At 55.2% G+C, this 19,611-nt stretch carries 19 protein-coding genes; 13 read left to right on the plus strand and 6 right to left on the minus strand.

Going from position 1 to position 19,611, the window contains the following annotated elements:
* Window positions 1-4: 4 nt before the first annotated feature.
* A complete protein-coding gene (gene hemC, locus LEPIL_RS22495) occupies window positions 5-1,672 on the minus strand; it encodes a hydroxymethylbilane synthase (RefSeq protein ID WP_002774305.1) in 1,668 nt (555 codons plus the stop codon).
* Window positions 1,673-1,779: 107 nt separating this feature from the next.
* Here hemC and LEPIL_RS16840 point away from each other — a divergent pair, with 107 nt between their 5' ends.
* Window positions 1,780-2,574, plus strand: coding sequence for an amidohydrolase family protein (locus LEPIL_RS16840; RefSeq protein ID WP_002774306.1), 795 nt, complete (start codon window positions 1,780-1,782; stop codon window positions 2,572-2,574).
* Between the two features lie 69 nt (window positions 2,575-2,643).
* Here the strand turns inward: LEPIL_RS16840 and mnmG are convergent, their stop codons facing one another.
* On the minus strand, window positions 2,644-4,542 hold the full coding sequence (mnmG, locus tag LEPIL_RS16845) for a tRNA uridine-5-carboxymethylaminomethyl(34) synthesis enzyme MnmG (protein ID WP_040920525.1): 1,899 nt from the start codon (window positions 4,540-4,542) through the stop codon (window positions 2,644-2,646).
* A 94-nt stretch (window positions 4,543-4,636) separates the two neighbouring features.
* Here mnmG and LEPIL_RS16850 point away from each other — a divergent pair, with 94 nt between their 5' ends.
* Window positions 4,637-6,934, plus strand: a complete 2,298-nt coding sequence (locus LEPIL_RS16850; RefSeq protein WP_002774308.1) for an alpha-hydroxy-acid oxidizing protein — start codon at window positions 4,637-4,639, stop codon at window positions 6,932-6,934.
* Here LEPIL_RS16850 and LEPIL_RS16855 read toward each other — a convergent pair.
* Window positions 6,864-7,421 carry a hypothetical protein gene (locus LEPIL_RS16855; RefSeq protein ID WP_002774309.1) on the minus strand — a complete coding sequence of 186 codons (558 nt, stop codon included), beginning with the start codon at window positions 7,419-7,421 and terminating at the stop codon, window positions 6,864-6,866. The two genes, LEPIL_RS16850 and LEPIL_RS16855, sit on opposite strands and share 71 nt — an antisense overlap.
* Window positions 7,422-7,476: 55 nt before the next feature.
* Between LEPIL_RS16855 and LEPIL_RS16860 the strand changes: the two genes are divergently transcribed.
* The 6 genes from LEPIL_RS16860 (at window position 7,477) to LEPIL_RS16885 (ending at window position 12,454) form a co-directional block, all read left to right on the plus strand.
* Window positions 7,477-8,202 (plus strand): RsmG family class I SAM-dependent methyltransferase, encoded by a 726-nt coding sequence (locus LEPIL_RS16860; RefSeq protein ID WP_002774310.1) that lies wholly within the window; start codon window positions 7,477-7,479, stop codon window positions 8,200-8,202.
* A gap of 49 nt (window positions 8,203-8,251) precedes the next feature.
* Window positions 8,252-9,013 (plus strand): ParA family protein, encoded by a 762-nt coding sequence (locus LEPIL_RS16865; RefSeq protein ID WP_002774311.1) that lies wholly within the window; start codon window positions 8,252-8,254, stop codon window positions 9,011-9,013.
* 68 nt (window positions 9,014-9,081) lie between these two features.
* Window positions 9,082-9,948, plus strand: coding sequence for a ParB/RepB/Spo0J family partition protein (locus tag LEPIL_RS16870; protein WP_002774312.1), 867 nt, complete (start codon window positions 9,082-9,084; stop codon window positions 9,946-9,948).
* A gap of 5 nt (window positions 9,949-9,953) precedes the next feature.
* Window positions 9,954-11,144, plus strand: a complete 1,191-nt coding sequence (locus LEPIL_RS16875) for an LA_2272 family surface repeat-containing protein (RefSeq protein WP_002774314.1) — start codon at window positions 9,954-9,956, stop codon at window positions 11,142-11,144.
* A gap of 158 nt (window positions 11,145-11,302) precedes the next feature.
* Window positions 11,303-11,884: a YceI family protein gene (locus tag LEPIL_RS16880; protein ID WP_002774316.1), complete on the plus strand. Its 582-nt coding sequence runs from the start codon at window positions 11,303-11,305 to the stop codon at window positions 11,882-11,884.
* An 87-nt stretch (window positions 11,885-11,971) separates the two neighbouring features.
* Window positions 11,972-12,454, plus strand: coding sequence for a DUF1564 family protein (locus LEPIL_RS16885; RefSeq protein ID WP_002774318.1), 483 nt, complete (start codon window positions 11,972-11,974; stop codon window positions 12,452-12,454).
* 92 nt (window positions 12,455-12,546) lie between these two features.
* Here the strand turns inward: LEPIL_RS16885 and LEPIL_RS16890 are convergent, their stop codons facing one another.
* Complete coding sequence (locus tag LEPIL_RS16890) at window positions 12,547-13,311, minus strand: hypothetical protein (protein ID WP_143464790.1); 765 nt, start codon at window positions 13,309-13,311, stop codon at window positions 12,547-12,549.
* Window positions 13,312-13,446: 135 nt separating this feature from the next.
* On the opposite strand from LEPIL_RS16890, the gene LEPIL_RS16895 reads away from it, so the two are divergent.
* The 5 genes from LEPIL_RS16895 (at window position 13,447) to LEPIL_RS16915 (ending at window position 17,134) form a co-directional block, all read left to right on the plus strand.
* The gene (locus LEPIL_RS16895) at window positions 13,447-14,100 is read left to right on the plus strand and encodes a heme exporter protein CcmB (RefSeq protein WP_002774322.1); all 654 of its coding nucleotides are present in this window, start codon (window positions 13,447-13,449) and stop codon (window positions 14,098-14,100) included.
* 10 nt (window positions 14,101-14,110) lie between these two features.
* The gene (ccsA, locus tag LEPIL_RS16900) at window positions 14,111-14,779 is read left to right on the plus strand and encodes a cytochrome c biogenesis protein CcsA (RefSeq protein WP_002774323.1); all 669 of its coding nucleotides are present in this window, start codon (window positions 14,111-14,113) and stop codon (window positions 14,777-14,779) included.
* 62 nt (window positions 14,780-14,841) lie between these two features.
* The gene (locus LEPIL_RS16905) at window positions 14,842-15,300 is read left to right on the plus strand and encodes a hypothetical protein (RefSeq protein ID WP_143464789.1); all 459 of its coding nucleotides are present in this window, start codon (window positions 14,842-14,844) and stop codon (window positions 15,298-15,300) included.
* 1 nt (window position 15,301) lies between these two features.
* Window positions 15,302-16,135: a hypothetical protein gene (locus tag LEPIL_RS16910; protein ID WP_002774326.1), complete on the plus strand. Its 834-nt coding sequence runs from the start codon at window positions 15,302-15,304 to the stop codon at window positions 16,133-16,135.
* 135 nt (window positions 16,136-16,270) lie between these two features.
* Window positions 16,271-17,134, plus strand: a complete 864-nt coding sequence (locus LEPIL_RS16915; RefSeq protein WP_143464788.1) for a hypothetical protein — start codon at window positions 16,271-16,273, stop codon at window positions 17,132-17,134.
* On the opposite strand, the gene LEPIL_RS16920 is transcribed toward LEPIL_RS16915, so the two are convergent.
* Window positions 17,105-18,841, minus strand: coding sequence for a motility associated factor glycosyltransferase family protein (locus tag LEPIL_RS16920; protein ID WP_002774329.1), 1,737 nt, complete (start codon window positions 18,839-18,841; stop codon window positions 17,105-17,107). The two genes, LEPIL_RS16915 and LEPIL_RS16920, sit on opposite strands and share 30 nt — an antisense overlap.
* A complete protein-coding gene (locus LEPIL_RS16925) occupies window positions 18,831-19,610 on the minus strand; it encodes an ABC transporter ATP-binding protein (protein ID WP_002774331.1) in 780 nt (259 codons plus the stop codon). Before LEPIL_RS16925 ends, LEPIL_RS16920 begins: the two co-directional genes overlap by 11 nt.
* Window position 19,611 lies beyond the last annotated feature (1 nt).

Genomic DNA, 19,611 nt, shown 5'->3' on the forward strand with positions numbered 1-19,611 from the left:
GACGTTAGCGTCCGAGAATCTGTTTGATGATTCGATCATAATCCGGTTCTACAGCCGTCATATAGGGCTCCGAAAGATGAGCGACCCCTCTTTCTTGTGAGTAAAGACGAATGGCCTCGCTTGTCGTTTTGCCGATCGAACAGATACGCCAGCCCTTTGACCAATCCCGTTTTACACGATCGAGCGAAGCTGCGAAGGCATGAAACGAGGACGGGCTTCCAAATACTAAAAAAGCATCGTCTTGAATAGAAGCAATCGTTGATGCGGGGATTTCAATCGCTTCAGTTGCATAGGCCTCTACGCGTTCGGGCTGGAATCCACCGGCGCTGATGATATCGTAGAATTCTTCGCGACCGGCGGCGGCCGAGAGTCCGACAATGCGTCGGCCGACAAGTCTGCTCTCACGGGCAGCGAGCAGCGAGCGCGCAAGGCCGGCGCCCGTGCCGTCGTCGCCGATGACGATCTGCTGCGAACGCACACCACGCTGTAGCAACATCTCGGCCGTCTTCTCGCCCGGCACTCCCCACACAAACGTGAGATTCTTGAACCAGCGTGCGTCAAGCTGCTCGATCAGGCGCACTGCATCGGCGCTGAAGCATCCGATGACGGTCTGGTCGGGTAGCTCGGGCAGTCTCTCCAGAAGGGGCCGCGTCTCGATAACGCCGATGCAGCGGGCCTCTTTATACGAATCGGAGAGCGACTGCATGCGATCCTTCTTTCCGAACACATAGAGTGGAGTCGAAGCATCCTTCAACTCGGCGATCAGGAATTCACGCAGCACCGCCGGCTCGGCATGCCGTCTCGTGAACTGCACGGTATACGGATAACGCGTCTTCAAGAACTCCTTTCCGAGATAGACGGACGCTTCGACGAATCCATCCCGTGCATGGGCCTGGATTCCCAGAGGCAGATGGCATCCGCCTTCAAGTGCGGCCAGCACCCCACGCTCTACGGATAGGATCTCTGCCAGTGAAGAGTCGTGCAGCTTTGCAAGCGCGTCCCGCGCCGCCGAATCGGCAACCCTGCATTGCACGGCGAGTGTTCCCTGTGCCGGCGCCGGAACCAGCGTTTCGACGTCGACGGGCATGATGGCCAGCTGTTCGAGCAGATGCTCTTCCACGAAGCGCTTCTGTTCTATTAAGCGCTGCACTCCGGCCCCCGAAAGCAGAATGCCTTCAGGCCCGCCTTCTTCGAAGAGTCGTCGCACACGGGTCGGTACGTTACCGCGTAGCTCCATCACCTGTAGGGCCGGCAATAGATGAAGCAGCTGCGAGCGACGGCGCACCGAGGATGTTCCGATCCGCGCATCGGCTCTGATATAGGGGAACGTATCGCTGACCTGATCCTTCTTTTTGAAGATGAAATAGTCGCGGGAGTCGAGCCGTTGCGGAATAGCGGCGATCATCAATTCAGGAACGGAGACCGAAGGCAGATCCTTGTAAGAGTGCACGGCAATGTCAGCCTCGCCGGCAAGCAGGGCATCTTCGATCTCTTTCGTGAAAAGTCCTTTGCGCTCGTCTCCGGAGGCCAGGGCAAAAGGCGCAAGATTCACATCGCCCGTCGTTTTCACGATGAGCTGCTCTGTTTTATAGCCCAGCGATTCGAGCCTGGCCTGGATATACTCCGTCTGGGCGAGGGCAAGGTCAGATCCACGGGTTGCGATGCGAAACATAGTTTCTTTTTTTAGAAGGCATCCGTGCAGTCCACCGCTAAGAGGTGCGTAGGTGGTGTGATTATTTGTCCTTGCCTTTCTGTGTTCGTACCTTTATAAAGAAATTGATGCCTTCTCTCTTCTTTGACGCGCACTTACATATAATCGATCCGCGCTTTCCTATTTCGAAAAACCAGGGATTTCTGCCCGATCCCTACACCGTCGACGATTACAGACAGGCGCTGGCCGATCTGGAAACGCTTGTTACTCCGGTCGGCGGTGCAATCGTATCGGGTAGCTTTCAAGGCTTCGATCAATCCTATCTGCTCGATGCGCTTGAGATTCTCAATGCCGTTGAGGTACAGGAAGCTCGCGGGTCGCAATATGTCGGCGTCACCCAGATCCCCTATGATTATCCAGACACTGGCATTATGTCGCTTCATCGCCAGGGTGTGCGAGCCGTGCGCTTTAACCTGCGCCGTGGCGGATCAGAATCAGCCGATCATATTGAAGTCCTTTCCCGGCGCGTGTATGAACTGGCAGGGTGGCACGTGGAGTTTTATATCGATACAGCAGAGCTCGATGATGGGCTGATCGAGCGGCTGCTGGCGTTGCCGCAGATCGTCGTCGATCACCTTGGATTGTCTGAGGCCGGACTGCCGCCTCTTCTGCGCCTTGTTGAAGGAGGCGCCCGTGTGAAGGCGAGCGGATTCCATCGCGGAGATTTGAACTGGCTGGCCGCAATGAGGCAGATTCATGCGGTGAATCCCGATGCACTGATGTTTGGGACCGACCTGCCGGGTACTCGAGCGCCGATGCCTTTTCAGAGAGCCGATCTGGAGCGCCTTCTGGATGCCTTCGCCGAGGATGTGTTGCAGCGCATTCTGTACGAGAATGCGCGGGCGCTCTATCGGCTGGGTTGAGTTCTGTGCTTGAAGAACGCAAAGCACATCTTCAGAGGCCAGCCTGGCATTGACCAGCCTGCTCAGTGATCAGGCATTGCGGCCGCTCAGCTGAAGTAGCCTCATGTGAATGAGATCGATGTCGGGCGGATCGACGCCTGAGATGCGCGAGGCGGCGTCGAGGTCGACCGGGCGCAGACGCTTCAGCTTTTCACGCGCCTCCTTCTTCATAGCAGTCAGGCTATCATAGTCGAAGTCTGCGGGGATGACGATCTGGCGTGCCTTCTCCCGACGCTCGATGTTCTCCATCTCGCGCTTCACGTAGCCTTCGTATTTCACTTCCATCTCTAATATGCGTCGGTGATCCTCGTCGAGCTGCATCACCTCGGGTACAAAGACCTGAACATCCTCAAGCTGCACCTCGGGACGGCGCAGAAACGAGTCGACGGTCTTACCGAACATCTGGTCCGTACGGGGGATGCCTTTCTCGGCCAGCAGCGCGTCGAACTCGGGAAGCGGGCGCATGCCGGTCGCATAGATCTTTTTCCGAATGCCTTCGATGCGCGCGTAGCGATCGACCATGCGAGCAAAGTCGTCGTCGGTGATCAGGCCGAGCTCATGCCCGTATTTCATAAGCCGACGATCTGCGTTATCCTGTCGCAGCAGCAGCCGATGCTCGGCGCGGCTCGTGAACATACGGTAGGGATCTTCGACGCCCTTGTACACGAGGTCGTCGACAAGGACGCCGATGTAGGCCTCCCCTCGCGAAAGCACAAAGGGCGCCTCTCCGCGCAGCGAACGCAGCACATTGATGCCGGCCATGAGGCCCTGGGCGGCGGCCTCTTCATAACCCGTCGTACCGTTGATCTGTCCGGCGAAGTAAAGATGGCGGATCTTCTTCGTCTGCAAATCGGGACCGAGCTCGCGCGGATCGACATAGTCGTATTCGACCGCATAGCCGGGCTTCATGATCTCAGCCTCTTCAAGACCGCGGCAGGAACGGATGAGCTTCCACTGGATCTCTTCGGGTAGCGACGTCGAGACGCCGTTTAGATAGACCTCTCCGGTACGGATGCCTTCGGGCTCGATAAAGATATGATGTCGCTCTCGGTCCGTGAAGCGCACGACCTTATCTTCGATGCTCGGGCAGTAGCGCGGTCCGGTACTCTGGATCTGTCCCGAGTACATGGGCGCCCGGTCCAGGTTATCGAGGATGAGCCGGTGGGCCTCTGCGTTCGTATAGGTGATGTAGCAGTCGATCTGCTGTTGTCGGATCGCCTGTGTCGCATACGAGAAGGGCTGCGGAATCTCGTCGGGAGGCTGCACCTCCGTCTTTGAAAAGTCAATGGATTTTTTGAGAACGCGTGGAGGCGTGCCGGTTTTCAGACGGCCGAGGGCGAAGCCGTAATGAGCAAGGCAATCCGAGAGGCCGATGGCCGACGATTCAGAGATGCGACCCGATTTTGCCTGGTACTCGCCGATGTGAATCAGGCCGTTCAGGAAGGTGCCCGTCGTCAGAATGACGGCCCGGCCCGCGATCTCATGGCCGCGACCGGTGACGACGCCGACCACCGCATCGTTCTCGATGAGCAGAGAGTTAACCGTATCCTGGCGCAGGCTTAGATTCGGCGTTTCTTCAAGCGTCCACTTCACGACGTTCTGATAGGCCTTCTTTTCGGCCTGGGCTCTAGGCGCCCATACGGCCGGACCCTTGCTGCGATTGAGCATCTTGAAGTGGATGCCCGTCTCGTCGATGACGCGACCCATGATGCCGCCGAGGGCGTCGATCTCACGTACCATGTGCCCTTTGGCAATACCGCCGATGGCCGGGTTGCACGACATCTGGCCGAGCGTATCGAGATTCATCGAGATGAGTACGGTTTGCAGTCCGCCTTTAGCGCAGGCATAAGCGGCCTCGGCGCCGGCATGACCACCGCCTACGACGACGACGTCGAAGCGTGACGGAATAACAGGATTTTGCTCGTTCATAAAAAGGGATGCTTGAAAAGGGGGAAGGCTCAGAACCAGATAAGTGGATTTTTCGCTCATGGCAATCAAACAAAGCAGAGATAATAGAAACGGTATGAAGCGCTCTCTTATCATCATTGGCGGAGGCATGCTGCAGCTTCCGCTTATACGCACCGCCCGTCGCATGGGGCTTTCTGTCATCGTCTTCGACATGGACCCGGATGCCGTGGGTATGAAAGAGGCCGACATGGCCGTGCGCATGAGCACCCGCGACATCGACGGATGTGTGCGCGAGGCGAAAAAGCTGCGTCAGACGATTCAGGTGCACGGCGTCATCACGGCAGGCACCGATGCCAGCCGTGCCGTCGCCGCCATCGCCGGAGCGCTCGAATTACCGGGCATCCGCTACAGCGCCGCCGAGGCCGCTTCGAATAAAGTTCTCATGCGCAAGACATTGCGGCGGCACGGTGTGCCCATTCCCGATTTCTATTCCGTATGGTCGTTGAAAGAGGCGCGGGATGCCCTGGATGAACTGGGCTGTCCGGCCGTGCTCAAGCCGGCCGAGAATATGGGTGCTCGCGGCGTTATCAAGATTCGCAGCCGTGAAGAGCTGCAGCGCGCCTACAGACATACAAAGAAATATGCGACGACGGGGGAACTGATCCTCGAAGAATACATGGAAGGCCCGGAGCTTTCGGTGGATGCTCTTGCATGGAATGGACAGATCCGCATGACGGGCATCGCCGATCGAATCATCACCAATGAGCCCTATTTCATCGAGATCGGCCATAACATGCCGTCTGCCTTGAGTCCGGCTATTCTGGCCGAGGCCGAAGAGGTGATGAAGGCAGGCATGCGTGCGCTTGAGATTCACACAGGAGCGGGCAAGGGCGATTTAAAAGTCACACCGAAAGGCGTCATGGTCGGCGAGATTGCAGCCCGTCTTTCAGGCGGATGGATGAGTTCGCACACCTTCCCTCTGCATAGCGGTATCGATCTGTATCGCGCAGCCATCCGCATCGCACTTAGTGAAGAGCCGGGCGATCTTGATCCGGTGCATGACTTTGTCTGTATAGAGCGTGGTATGCTCTCTGCTCCGGGTAAGATCCTTTCCATCGAGGGCATTGAGGCGATGCGAGCCGTTCCAGGAGTCGAAGAGGTCATTATAACGAAGCCCGTCGGCTCGGTGATGCAGCCGATCACAAGCAACATCGATAAGGTCGGCCATGTGATTCTGCGAGGACGCACGCTTGCCGAGGCCGAGGCTTCTGCCGCTGCTGCCTTTGCGCATCTGCAGATCGCCGTCGACGATACCTTCAGCGTGGACTGGAAGCAGGTGGAGCAGAAGGCACGGGAACGCTTTGGCGAATCTGTATGCTGGGTCTGCAAGGCCTGTGATGGAACAAACTGCGCAAGCTCCGTTCCTGGCATGGGGGGCGTCGGTTCGCAGGCATCGTTCATCGACAACTCTGTTGCTCTTTCGGAGTATAAGATTCTTCCGCGCTACATTCGAGAGTTCGTCACTCCACAGACCGGGCTTGAGCTATTCGGACGTCACCTTGAACATCCGATTATGATCGCGCCCATGACGGGGGCGACGACGAATCTGGGGGATGCTATCTCAGAAGAAGAGCTTGCCCGACACCTCGTGCAGGGCACCCGCGAGACGGGATCGATCGGCTGGGTTGGCGACGGAGCGAGCATCAACAAGTATCATTCTATTTACGGTGTACTGAAAGAGCAGGACGGGTTTGGAATCGCCATCCTCAAGCCGCGGGCCGATACCGATGCGTTGTTACAGCGCATCGATGAGGCCACAGAGGGCGGCTTTGTTGCGGTGGGCATGGATATCGACGCCATTACCTTTCGCACGCTCGCACTGCGCGGACAGAAGGGCATGGCTCGCAGCTTTGCCGCTATTGAGGAACTGTGTCGGCGCACTTCCCTGCCGTTCATATTGAAAGGCATTATGAATCCGGACGATGCACGGGCCGCTGTGGATGCGGGAGTGGCCGCTATCGTCGTTTCAAACCATGGCGGTCGGGTGCATGAAGAGCTTCCCGGAACGGCGCGCGTGCTGCCCGAGGTTGTGGCGGCGGTGGCAGGACGCATTCCTGTTCTTGTCGATGGAGGCATCCGCTCTGGTAGCGACGTTTTCAAGATGCTTTGCCTTGGGGCGAATGCGGTGCTTGTCGGTCGCCCCGCTGTGATTGCTGCGGTCGGGGGTGGCCTGCCCGCCGTGAAGGTGCTGCTGCAGCGCTATGCCGTTGAGCTCCGTCAGACGATGGAACTCTGCGGTGTATTGTCGCTTCGAGATGCCGGACCGTCCTATCTGAAGCGGATCAAAGAGCCGGGCGAAAGCTCATCGGGCGCTGCCGGATCTTCTTCGAAAGATCGGACTCAAGCAACCTGACACTGACCTGACAGCCGTTCTCGTTAAAGTCCTGAAAGGCTACGAAGGAGCGGTTCAGCAGATCGGCGAAGTCGATGGAGCCGAGCAGGATCTCCCTGTCAGTAAAGACGTGCGGATAGTCCTGCTTGAAATCCCCTTTTTCCTGTTTAGCGCTTCCAGGGACTCCGAACCGCGTATGCAGCATCATCGAGACGAGGCGGTCATGCGCCATCTCGCCGGCCCGATTGAGGCAGGCCTGGCGCATCTGTTGCAGTTGTCCGTCACCGGCCCGCATGGTCGAAGAACCGGCTGCCTGTAAGAGATCGGGCGAAAGGAAGCCTTCTTCGAGAAAGTTATAAAGGGCGTCTCGCTTGTAGTAGATCTCGGATGGCTGAAGGGGCGAGCAGCTCATGGCAAGCGGCAGAGCGCCACACAGGATCAGGGCGGCAAAGGAGCGAAAGGGCAAGAGACGCATGGCCCAATCAACGAGACGCTGGCAGGAGAGCATCTGAAATTTCCTGGTTATTGGATTTCAGGGAATGCTCCGACAAAAAGAAGGTCACATGTCTTTTCTTGAAGATCTGAATCCGGCGGCCGACCGGACGATTCTCGAACTCTTTGATGGGCAGGCGATCGAATCGTTTTACTCCTTCTTGCGTGAGAAGAATGATATCGGCGGGTTCTTCTCAAAGGGCGATTTCGAGAGGATCGCCGATCGTCACCTGTATGAGAGCCTGGCCTATGTGGCCCGCATTATGTCCCTGAAAGGTGTTTCACGTGAAACAAAAATCCTCGATGCAGGCAGCGGGCCGGGGTTGCCAGGCTATCTGTTTACCTGCCTGAAAGAGCCTCCTTATGTCACGTTGCTCGACTCGTCCCGTCGGCGCCTATCACTGCTGGAGGAGTTCCACCGTTCGCTGCCCCCGGAGCGCCTGCAACGGCTGAAGGGACGAGTGCGCTTTCAGTATGCCCGCGCCGAGGAAAGCAAAGGCGACTATGATATCGTAACGGCCCGGGCGCTCATCCCCTTCCCTTTCAACGCCATTTTACTGCGCCATCTTCTTAAAGGACAGATGGCGCTGGCCACCGGCCCCTCGCCTGTCACCCCGGAATCAGAAAAACTGCTGCAACAGTTCGGTTTGATGGTGGAAGAATCTTGCCCGCTGGCCGAACTGGATTTTATCGGTGAACGGCATCTGCTTCTGCTACGGAAGAAGAACCGCACATCGACGCTTCAGCCCGTTCCGTGGAAGACCATTCAGGGACTGCGGGCCGCTTCAGAGAAATGACCGATTGCCGTGATAGCATGGCAGGACATCACACACAAAGGAAACATTCATGGCGCAGATAATCGCTATTGCCAACCAGAAAGGCGGAGTCGGGAAAACGACCTCCACGATCAACCTCGCCGCCGCTCTCGGCCGCCTCGGTAAGTCGGTGCTCATCGTCGATCTTGATCCGCAGGGCAACGCCTCCTCGGGACTTGGAATCGATATTCATAAGACGGAGCGCACGATCTACGAGATCCTGCTTGAAGAGTATTCGGTGGCCGAGTGCATCGTGGAGTCGGCAGAGAAAGGCGTGCAGATCGTTCCGTCAAACGTCAACCTCTCGGGTATTGAGGTGGACCTTCTGGAAAGCGAGAATCGCAATCATCGCCTCAAAGGGTATCTTGATCCGGTTCGCAATCGTTTCGACGTCATTCTTATTGATTGCCCGCCGAACCTCGGTATCCTCACGCTGAACGCCCTCTGCGCTGCGGATGGCGTCATCATCCCGCTTCAAACCGAGTACTATGCGCTCGAGGGGATCACACAGCTTGTTAAGGTGATTCAGATGGTGCAGAAGTCGTTGAACCCTGCCCTTGCGTTGACGGGCGTTCTGCTCACCATGTACGATCAGAGAACGAATCTGTCTCGCATGGTCGTCGACGATGTGCGCGGACACTTTCAGGATGCGGTCTTTCAAACGATCGTGCCGCGTAACGTGAAGCTCTCCGAGGCGCCGTCGTTCGGCCAGAGCATCCTGATCTATGCGCCCGACAGTCCGGGTGCAGCGGCCTATCAGGGCGTCGCCGAAGAGCTGGTGAAGCGCATCTGATACCGATGGATCTTCGTACTGCAAGAAAGGCAGTCGGATCGATGTAGAAGGATAAAGGAAGAACTACTATGAGCTTGAAGAAAACAGGACTGGGCCGCGGCCTCTCGAATCTTATTCCCGATGCTCCGTCGGCGAGCGTCGCCTCTTCGTCGGAGTTTCAATACCTGAACCTCGACGAGATTGATCCGAATCCGGATCAGCCACGCCGCGTCTTTAAAGAGCAGGAGCTGAGCGAGCTCGCCGAGACGATCCAGAACGTCGGCGTCATCGAGCCCATCGTCGTGCGCAAAAAAGGCAATCGTTATCTGATTATTTCGGGAGAGCGTCGCTGGCGAGCCTCGAAGCTGGTCGGATATAAAAAGATCCCCGCCGTCATTAAGGACTTCGACGACGTGCGTGCGGCTGAGGTCGCGTTGATTGAGAACATCCAGCGTGAAGACCTGAGCGCCATTGAAGAGGCGCGAGCCTACGAGAGCCTGATGGCGCTGACCGGCGATAAGCCCGGCGACCTGGCTAAGAAGGTAGGAAAGGACCGCACGACGATTACGAACCTGCTGCGTCTGTTGAAGTTGCCCGAAGAGATACTCAAGCTTGTTGAAGAGAAGATGATTACGGCAGGGCAGGCCCGGCCGCTTCTCAGTCTCGGAGATCGGAAGATGATGACCCAGCTTGCCGGCCGGATCGCCAGAGAGGGATGGTCTGCTCGTCGTGTGGAAGACGAGGTGGCGAAGTTAACCGAAGTCGCCGGACCGACGAAGGCGAAGTCGTCGGGCAAGGATGCGAATACGCGAAAGATGGAAGAGCGCATCAGGGCCCGTCTGACGGCAAAGGTTGATCTGGCGCATAAAGGCAGCGGAGGCGGAAAGCTGACGATCCAGTACAGCTCGCTCGATGACCTGGAGCGCATCCTCGATCTGATGGGCGTGAAGATGTGATCAGAATGAAAGGGCTTCAGAGCAGCGTTCTTAAAATCATCCTCATGGGAGTCGCTCTCTTGCTTTTGAGCGGGTCATTGCTGAATGCAAGAGTAGCTCCCCCGAAGCTGCCGCTGAGCGAGAGTGCCGGTTTGCCTGGCAGTCCGGTCAATCTTTCCTTTGTTAGCCAGCCGGATGCCCTGTTCGCCGACTTTCAGTACAGAAGCAGCGATGATCGATTCACCTGCCAGGAGAACGGCGGAAGCTGGCGCGACGGCCAATGCAATTACAGAGGATTGCCGATGCCCGTCGAGGTATGCTTCGCAGGAACGTGTTTGTTCAACAGTCGCTTCTACAAGGTCGCTCAATTGAATATACTGACCGGGCAGTCCTACAGATTCGTCCTGATCGAAGCTGGACTTACGAACACGGCTCAGGGAATTTCCGTTTTTCAATTCGGCGTTTTTGGCAATGAAGCGAAGACATCAGTATTGCAGGCTGCCGGTGGCGGAAATATGAATGAGAATGCAATCGGCGTGCAACTGGCGGGAATATTCAATAATAATAAAGATCGCAGTTACGGAATCTCTGCAGCCGGCCTGGTCAACTTTGGCGGCGATGTAAAGGGAATGCAGCTGACTGCCGGTTTGAACGTCGCAGGAAGAGTGCAGGGAGCACAGGTAGCACTTTTCGGAAATATGGCTGATGAAAGTGCATTCGGAATTCAAGCAGCTGGTCTGGTGAACAAAGTGAGAGGACGGTTAGATGGTGTGCAGGCAGCCGTACTTGTGAATTCAGTTGAAGGCGACGTGGCCGGTCTTCAGGTGTCGGGCCTGGTAAACGAGTCAGCGGGATCTTTGACCGGAGTTCAGCTTGCTGCTGGAGGAAACGGAGTAGATGCTCACCTCGTGGGATTGCAAGGCGCTGTACTGGCAAACTATGCAGGAGAAATGCAGGGAATCCAGGTGGGAATTGCGAACAAGGCACACTGGAGAATGGAAGGCGCTCAGATTGGCGTATTGAACGTGGCAAACGATCAGGGGGCCGAAAAGGGTGCGCAGATCGGTCTCTGGAACAGTGCCGAAAAAAAGTGTCTGGTGCAGCTGGGTGTAATCAACTCATGCAATGGCAGGGCTCGTTTTCAGTTTGGTCTTCTGAATATGGCACAGGATAATTGGATTCCGATAACGATCCTGGTGAATTTTGATTTTAATTGAATTACACAGTGATCGGGAGCATCTATCTGTCCCCGCTTCCCCGAACAAAAAACAACGCTAAAACTCCGGCTCGACAAAAATTTTCGAATCACTTACTTCTGAAGCGGCAACAAAGCAGTGTATCGCAAATATGCGAACCAAACTCAGGAGATAATGAAATGAAAAAGCTCATGCTGGCAGCTATTGCCGCTCTGCTTGTAACACAGGCCGCCGTGGCCGCTGAATTCGAGGTGGATGCATCGCATTCTCAGGTAGGCTTTTCTGTAAAGCACCTCGTGATCTCGAATGTTAAGGGATCTTTCCAGAAGTTTACGGGCAAGTTTACTTTTGACGAAAAGAAGAAAGTCTTCACCGCCGGTGAGGCAGTCATTGAAGCAAAAACGATCTTCACAAACGACGAAAAGCGTGACGAACACCTTCGTTCGGGCGACTTCTTTGACGTCGATAAGCATCCGGAGATCAAGTTCGTTCTGAAAAGCGGCCGGGTGTCCGGGAACAATGTCCAGGTTGTCGGTGATCTGACGATCCGCGGCATCACGAAGACGGTCGTTCTGAACGGTCAGTATCTGGGTGCGGCCAAGGATCCGTGGGGCAACGAACGAGTCGGTTTCACCGCTACCGGCAAGATCAACCGTAAGGATTTCGGGCTGACCTGGCATAAGGCGCTTGAAACGGGCGGAGCCGTTGTAGGTGACGAGGTGATTCTGACGATTGAACTCGAAGGGATCAAGAAGAAGTAATTATCTTCTTTTGCTTCGTTGAAACCCGTCAGCGAACCTGGCGGGTTTTTTTGTATTCGGATCAGCTATTTTTCGACCCACCCTTACATGAACGAACAGTTGCGAACGGAGCGAGAACCCTATTACCGGAGTCGATCTACCCTGCTGATTCCGGATGAGCACTTTAAGAGGTTCTTCTGGCGAAGCCCGTACATAAAAGTGGAGGATTGGGCGTTGGGGGCTTTTCTGAGCATCCTTATGGATGACCCGGCGCTGAAGTACAAACTCAGTTTCATAGAGAGGAGCGGTAAATGGAAGAAGCAATATCAGGAGGAGGGACAGGAATTGCATCGGGTGAATTTTTATCCCGATGACAGGGATTGGGGGAGGTTGTCGGCGATTTCGAATGCTACGGGTTATTCTCGATGTTATATATTTGTGTTTCTCATGTTGATCTTTATGGGGGTGATAGTCCTCGAGAATGGAGGAACTAATCCAATTTTCGTGAAGGGACATTGGAACCCCGTAGTTTTTTGCTCAATTTCCATTGATGCGGCGACCAGAAACCTCACGAGAATACTACAAACATAGCCAGTCTCCGCTGCCGCCCGTTTTCCACCCCGGCTCATTGGAACTCGAGGGCTCCCTTTTGCCTTCGGCCTGGTAAAACGCGCCCGCATGCGTCATGCGGAGCGAATATGCTCGTGCGCATGCAAATGCTTCGAACAGTACTCGTGATCGTCGCAGTCGACGCAAAAACGAAAGTCCATAGTCGGATCATCCGACTCGGTCATCCCGCAGACGGTGCAACGGTGGATGGCGTCCGTGCGGCGGGCCTTGCGTTTGAATGATGCTGTTCGCGAGACCCCTCCGACATGGAGCAGATATGGGATTGCGAAAAAGATGATGTAATTGGCGAAGCCGAGAACCGGACCGAGCAGATGAGAAACGCTCCCTGTAGAAATAGTGTTCCTTGCCGGAATAAAAAGCAGATAAACGGCAACGCCTATGGCCAGCCATCGATACTTCATTGGGATGATAAAAAAAAGCAACAGCTGTCGTTCGGGATCGAGATGGGCGACGGCCAGGAAGACGGAGAGATAGATAAAGACTGCAGAGACGGGTGAGAAGTAAGAGCCCAGGATCGCAAAGACGATGCCTGTGAAGATATAGAGGCTGTAGCGCAGATCGCCGATGGCCGCCTCAAGGTTCTGTCCGATCATGAAGAACATATAGAGATAGACGACAAGGCTCAGCCAGGTCGGAGCGATGCGAAACGGAAAAAGAAGGACGGTCCACCACTCCGGCGTGAAGAGTTTTTCGAAACTGAAATGCGGAAGATTGCCGGGCATCCAGAGATCAAGGCCGTTGACGATGGCGATGAGCAGGATCAGACCCACCGTTAAATTCGGAATTGCAAAGACGGACGGGTCGAATTTCTTCTTCATTAATTCATCGGTGGCCTGCAGGGCCTGTCGGTCAACCGGATTCAGGAGCACGCACTGGATACTTCCACGGCACGCGCAGAGCATCACAGTCGCGGAGGGCATGAGCCGCCGGGGCGACTTTCCTCTTTTTTGCGGATGCTGCGATGGGAACTGCGCCTTGAGCTGCGTAATATCGGAACGATGATCGTTCTGCTGCCGTATGCAGCGACGCTTGCCGTTCTCTTCCATTATTCGCTGCAGCCTGCCGTCTTTCATGAAGGAAAGAACCTGATGGGATTGCTTTTAATCTCTCTCTTCTTTATGGTTTCGATGATGACAGCCCGTGCGATGGGACGCGAAAAGGAATCCGGCGCTTTTCGTATTCTTCTCATGTCGGGTATGGATCGGACGGCCTATCTCTTCGCTCGCGTTGTCGTAAAGTCGAGCATGATTGGTATTCTGCTTCTCGTTTATTCGATTCTTTACAATGTTCTTCTTGTAGGAACTTCGCAGTTCTTCGAGTTAACGGGTCGCACCCTGCTCTTCCTTCTTCCGTGTACGGTAAACCTTGTGCTACTCGGCGAGATAGTCGCCATTCTTTCGGGTGCCAATCGAATACGTGAGATCGTGCTTCCGATTTTATTTTTCCCGCTCTCTCTTCCGATCTTTATCGTCTATTCCGGAAGTTCTGCCGTCCTTGAAGGCAGAGCGGATGCGGCTCCGTATGCTGTCGTCCTGCTTTCCCTGCTCGCCGTCTATGCCGGCGCCGGAGCGTTATTCTTTCAATTTATGGCCACCGACGAGGCCTGATGAGGTGAAGATGCAGATCCGAAATTTCAATGCCGCGCAGACGACCCTGATGGTATTGGCCGCCGTGGCCATGCCGGCGGTCATCATGCTGGCCTTTTATTATCCTCCGGTGATAGCCGATCAGGGACAGGCTCATCGTATCTTCTATATACATGTGCCGGTAGCATGGGTGGCGCTTTATTCGCCGGCCATCGGCGCTCTTGCGGGGTTGGCGTATCTGTTGCGTCGAGAGGAGCGCTTCGACACCATTGTCGTCGTCTCGATGCGGCTGGCCTTGCTTTTTGCCCTGGGCGTCGTGATCAGCGGTCCGCTCTGGGCCTCTACGGAGTGGGGCGTCTTCTGGAATTGGAAGGACTCGCGGCTCATGAGCTTTTTTATCCTGGTTCTTACGATTGGTGGTTTTTTTGTTGTGCGTGAATTCACCGAAGATCCGCGGCGAAAAGGGTTATACAGCGCCGTCATGGCTCTGCTCTGCACGTTTGCCGCACTGCTCACGTGGTTCGCGATCCGCGTAATAACGCCAGAAAGCCATCCGACATCGGTGCTGGGAGCGATGTCGCCGAAAATCAGACAGACCTTCTGGTTATCCGTTCTCGGATTCCATTTCTTTTACCTCTTTCTTTTCGTTTTGAGCTATCGTGCTGAGAAGCTTCAGAAGATTACGGACGGAGTGCGCTGAAAATGATTCGTATGGTAAACGTTTGCATGATAAATACTCGTCTGATGAACAAAGGAAACAACATGCTTCGACGATCGCTCTTTATACTGATACTGCTCTCGTTCGCAGGGCTTCTTCAGGCGCAGCCATCCTTGCAGGAAGAAGCAAAAAGGCTTGAAGAGCAGGCCGATGCCTTGCTGGCGTTGAGTCCGGCCGCCCAGAAAGAGCAGATTCTGAAGATGTCTGCTTCGGAGGCCGAAGCGCTGATGAGCACGCTCAGCCGTCGTGCTCTTGCGAAGAATCCCGAGGCAGCGCCTGTATTTTATCTTTACGAACATCTTGCCTCGCTTGATGCGATCGAGCTGGCACAGAAGCGTCTGGATCGACTGCTGGCCGTCTTTGTAGTCACTCTCTTGCTCTTTGTCGCGTATCTGCTCTTTCTGTTGATGCAGCAGAATAAGATTGTGAAGACGCTACGATCGCAGCATCCGATAGCAGAGGGACGCCTTACAGAGCCCGTAAAGGTGTACCGTGGCGAATAGAATGCCTGCCTACTGCCTCGACAACTTCAAGCATCCTTACATTCGGTTTGAAGACCGTTTCGCCTGGCCATCCGTCCATCTCATTGATACGTCGGCCGAAGAGATTCTGCGAGTGCGGGCGCTTCTTGGCGAACGCTGGCCAGGTTTTGGTGACCATTTTGCATTATGGCAGAACGATATCTTTTCGGGGAATCAGAAGTACCTGAGTTTCGTCTGTCAGACCGATGCGCTGAAGCAGGCAGAGATGATGCTCGAGCTGCGCGTTCTTGTCGGCTACGCAGGCGGCGCTGAGATGACCGAGATCATTCGCCCGGCCGAACAGAATCGATCCCCTGAGTTTTACACCGATCGCATCTACTATAAGGCCGGACTTCTTCCTATCGAGGAGTTCGTTGTAGACCAAGGCGTCGTCAAACATCTTGATATACTGACATTCTCTGAAATCCTTGAGGCCTCGCGTTATTCACTCACGCGGGAACAGAAGGAGATCTGGACGACGGCTCTTTTTGACGCCATCGACTATTCCTATATTCAGGAGCGTCTGCTTGGCATCCTGTCGGGCCTTGAACCCTGGAAACCCGGCATGCTCTTTCCGCCTGTGATGATCGAGCGAATGACGTTCTGTCTGAACGTTCTGACACTTGAACAGGCCGAACAGATGGCGTCAGCATTTCGTGATCTGGTCAAGCACATTCAGGATGAGGATCTGCAACATCTCAACTCGCGGGATGAATGGAAGCGCTACAACTCTGCATGGAACATGGAAAGGGCCATGTCGAGATCGGGGAACCCGCATTGGATTTTCACGGGTTATCCACGTACGCATGGATTCTAACTCACGAAGGCCTGGGCCTGGCGTTTTGTTTTCAATCAGGTAATTTTCATGTTTATCAATCTAACAGACCCATTGCACTCTATTTCTTCACTGCGGACCTTGACGCTTCTGCGTGCTTTGCTGATTCCCGCCGCGATGTCGCTGTGCGTCAGCTTCTGCGCAAAGCCACAGCTAAAGCAGATGAGCGGATGCAATCGTACCGTCGATCTGGAAGGCGTCGTCGACATAGCGGATGCCGGATCCGGTCTTCTCTTTGTAGCCGTGCACGACCGACGGCCGGTCGATGCAAAAGGAGAATCCCTGAATAGCGGAAGAATCGTCACCGTGCATCGGCGCACACTTGAAGTGAAGGAGCTCATTGTTCAGGGTCGAGATGAGTATCCGTTCAAACCGCTGGGCATCGATGCCATGGTCGGGCGAAATGAGCCGATGCTTTTTGTCGTGAACGAGGCATATCATAATCAGAGAAGCATCGAGGTCTACCGACTGCAGCGCGGTAATCTTGTTTTTCAGAAGCGAATCCGCACGGCGCGCATGCAGGGGATCAGAGATATCGCCCTTGTCTCGCCCGACGAGTATGTCATCGTACGAGAGAAGCGTTCGGGCCTATTTGGTGGCGATGGCGATCTGATACTGCATCGCAGCCTGACTCTACGTTATCTACCTGTGAAAACGGGAGGAGCGCTTTATGCCGGCAAAGCGGGAGAGCGCACGGTGCTCATCCCGAACGGAAGCGCTCTTATGGAGCTTGACGTCGATCGCCTTACTCTTCGTGAGATTCCGCTGAGTGTCGGTGAATCGCCGTCTGTGGCGAATATCGCCGACGGGAAGCTCTTTGTTTTGCATGAATCCGAGCAGCCGCAGTTATCGATAGATGCCGCGCTTTTTGTGGCGCCCGTGAAAGATCCGTCGACGTTCTTCGTACTTTCTCCCGAAAAAAGCATCGTCTTCGGGCGCCGTAGCGGAGGGTTAACTGTCTGCGAATTGCCGGCACCGTGATATCAGCTTCTGATGCAATCGCAGCGATGCTCTGAGGTCGTTAAAAAAGGCAGTGAGACTTTCGCCCGATGGACTTGCGCCTTCGTTTGAAAGAAGGCTGCTCTGCATGCCGCTGCTCAATAATCGTGTCACCGAAAAGCCATGCTCTTTATCGAGCTGAAGCAGCTGCCCTGCCAATTCGGCTGAGGGGGCACCTGCTAACATATCTTCCGCCGCCTTGAGCGCGTCATCGAGGCGTTCAAGCAAATCGCCGGCGAATGAGTGAAGTGATTCGAGTATTGCCTCTGTATCAATCGTCTCGGTACCATTTGTAAGGGCGGCAATGCTACCGCCCGGTCGCATCTTATTCACTTCGGCTAACTTCGGATGAGCGGCGAGCGCCTCTGCGAGCTTCTCTGAACCAATACGGGGGACTCTCGAAAATGAAGCCCCTCCACCGTCGACATGCACAACATGCGGAGCCGGGAGTCGAGACCTGTACCATTCATAAAAGATCAGTAGCTTATCGTTAGTTGGAACGGCCCTGCTCTCTGAATTCTGAAGATAGCGTCGGTCGATGGCCGTGAGTTGAGCATGATTCTGTTGATGTGCCGTATGCAGTCTGTGCGTCTTTGCAAGGGCGGCCTCTTCGAGTGCCGAGCCGCGTGCATGGATGCGGTTTTCGGGAAAGGAAAGATCAAGCCCGCACAGATAGACCGGCGAGCAACCAAGTCGGAGCGCAAGATCAAACGCATTAGTCGAAACCGAGCCTCCGAACTGCAGCTCTCCGGCTCCGTCTGGAAAAAGCATCTGGAGCAGTATAGAGGCCGCCGGCAATGGATTCTGAAATGTATAATAAGGACCTTTCAGATGACGCAAGGCCAGATAGCTTACGGTCGTATCGACGACAAGGGTGGCCTCTCCACTGTAGGATCGCAGATGCAGGAAGTTAGGCGCCTGGGCGTCCACGGAGAGCAGATAGTCCGGATCAAGACCGAAATGGCGCAGAGCGCTCACGGCCGTGTCTACGGCGATAAGAATAATGCGAGAGCGATGTTCGGCCAGAGCGGGCAGGCAACGATCAAGCGAAGGGCCGGCCGATACGACGACGGCGGGCATGTTCCTGTGACTCTCAAAGAGCGACGATACAGGACGTAGTTGTGAAGCCGTTGCCAGATTGTAGTACAGGTTTTTCAACCATATTTTATCGAAGCGTTTGAGCGTGTTGCGGTTAACGGTTTCGCGAAAGCCGCGCTGCTCAAGATCGGCTACAAACGAAACATATTGAGGCCGGAAGGTTGCACGTAGCGAAAAGACATGCCATGTGTCGGGCGTTCCCGGAAGCAGGGAGCGAAGATGCGCAAAGTCTGGAAGAGAGTTGCGCAGTATAAGGCGATCCCCTGATTTACTCGAATAAATCGTCTGACCGTCGACGATGCGTCGCCGCAGGCCGGTCAACTTCGAGGCCAGCCTTCGCAGAGCAGCCTCTCGAATACGTTCGTCCGGCTCGATCCAGAGCAGCATCGCGTCGCTGCCTTCAAGCAGAAGGTCGAGCACGAAGCCTAACCCTGGAGAAAGCAGGATGACGCTGCGAGGCGACCGTGCCAGGATTTCAGCGGCCTGACGCTCCGCCTCACGCTGAGCATGGCGACTGTGCACGGCCCGGCCGTTCAGCATGAGCTGCTGCGCAGCATCGGCATCGGGCAAAAAGAGCACCTCATCCGTCATGCAGGACGTAGTACCGGCCGTTATGCTCACGGCAAATCAGTTTCATGTCATACAGGTCGCTTAGATTCTGGGATGTGAGTACATCCGCCTTTACTCCCGATGCGAGGATCTGGCCTTCTTTAAGCAGGATGATGTCGGTGACGAATTCAGGCACCTCTTCGATACGGTGAAGCACCGATAACGAGAGCCTTGCATGTTCTTCTAATGTGGAGGCGATCAGGCGTTCAAAGGCGGCCCGGGCGGGAAGATCAAGCCCGTCGAAGGGCTCATCAAGAATGAGCACCGCCGGATGCGTCACAAGCGAACGCAGAAGCAACATACGAAATCGTTCACCGGTGGACATCGTGCTGAAGGCCCGGTTCTCTTCGGTGGACTGCACGTACTTACGAAAGAACGTGCGAGCCGCCTGCCATTCCTCGGGGCTCGCTTCATGATAGTAGGCGAGCGCCTGCCGGAATCCCGTGCTGATCAATTCAAGGGCCGTGATATCGGGATGATAGGCCTCGATATGGGCCGCATATCGCGGAAAGAAATGTCCGAACATCGCCTTCACATGCGCCGGATGCTCGATGCCGTCGTCTGTATGCACCAAGACCTTTCCCGTCGTAGGCCAGTCCATGCCACAGATCAGCGATAGAAGCGTCGTCTTTCCCGCTCCGTTCGGTCCGATCAGACAGTAGTGACGGCCTTCGTCAAGGCGCAGGTCGATGCCTTTGAGTATGGCGTTACCAGATCTATAGAAGGTCGCTTTTTCGAGCGAGAGGTGCATG

Source organism: Leptonema illini DSM 21528, from assembly GCF_000243335.1.
Lineage (GTDB): Bacteria > Spirochaetota > Leptospiria > Leptospirales > Leptonemataceae > Leptonema > Leptonema illini.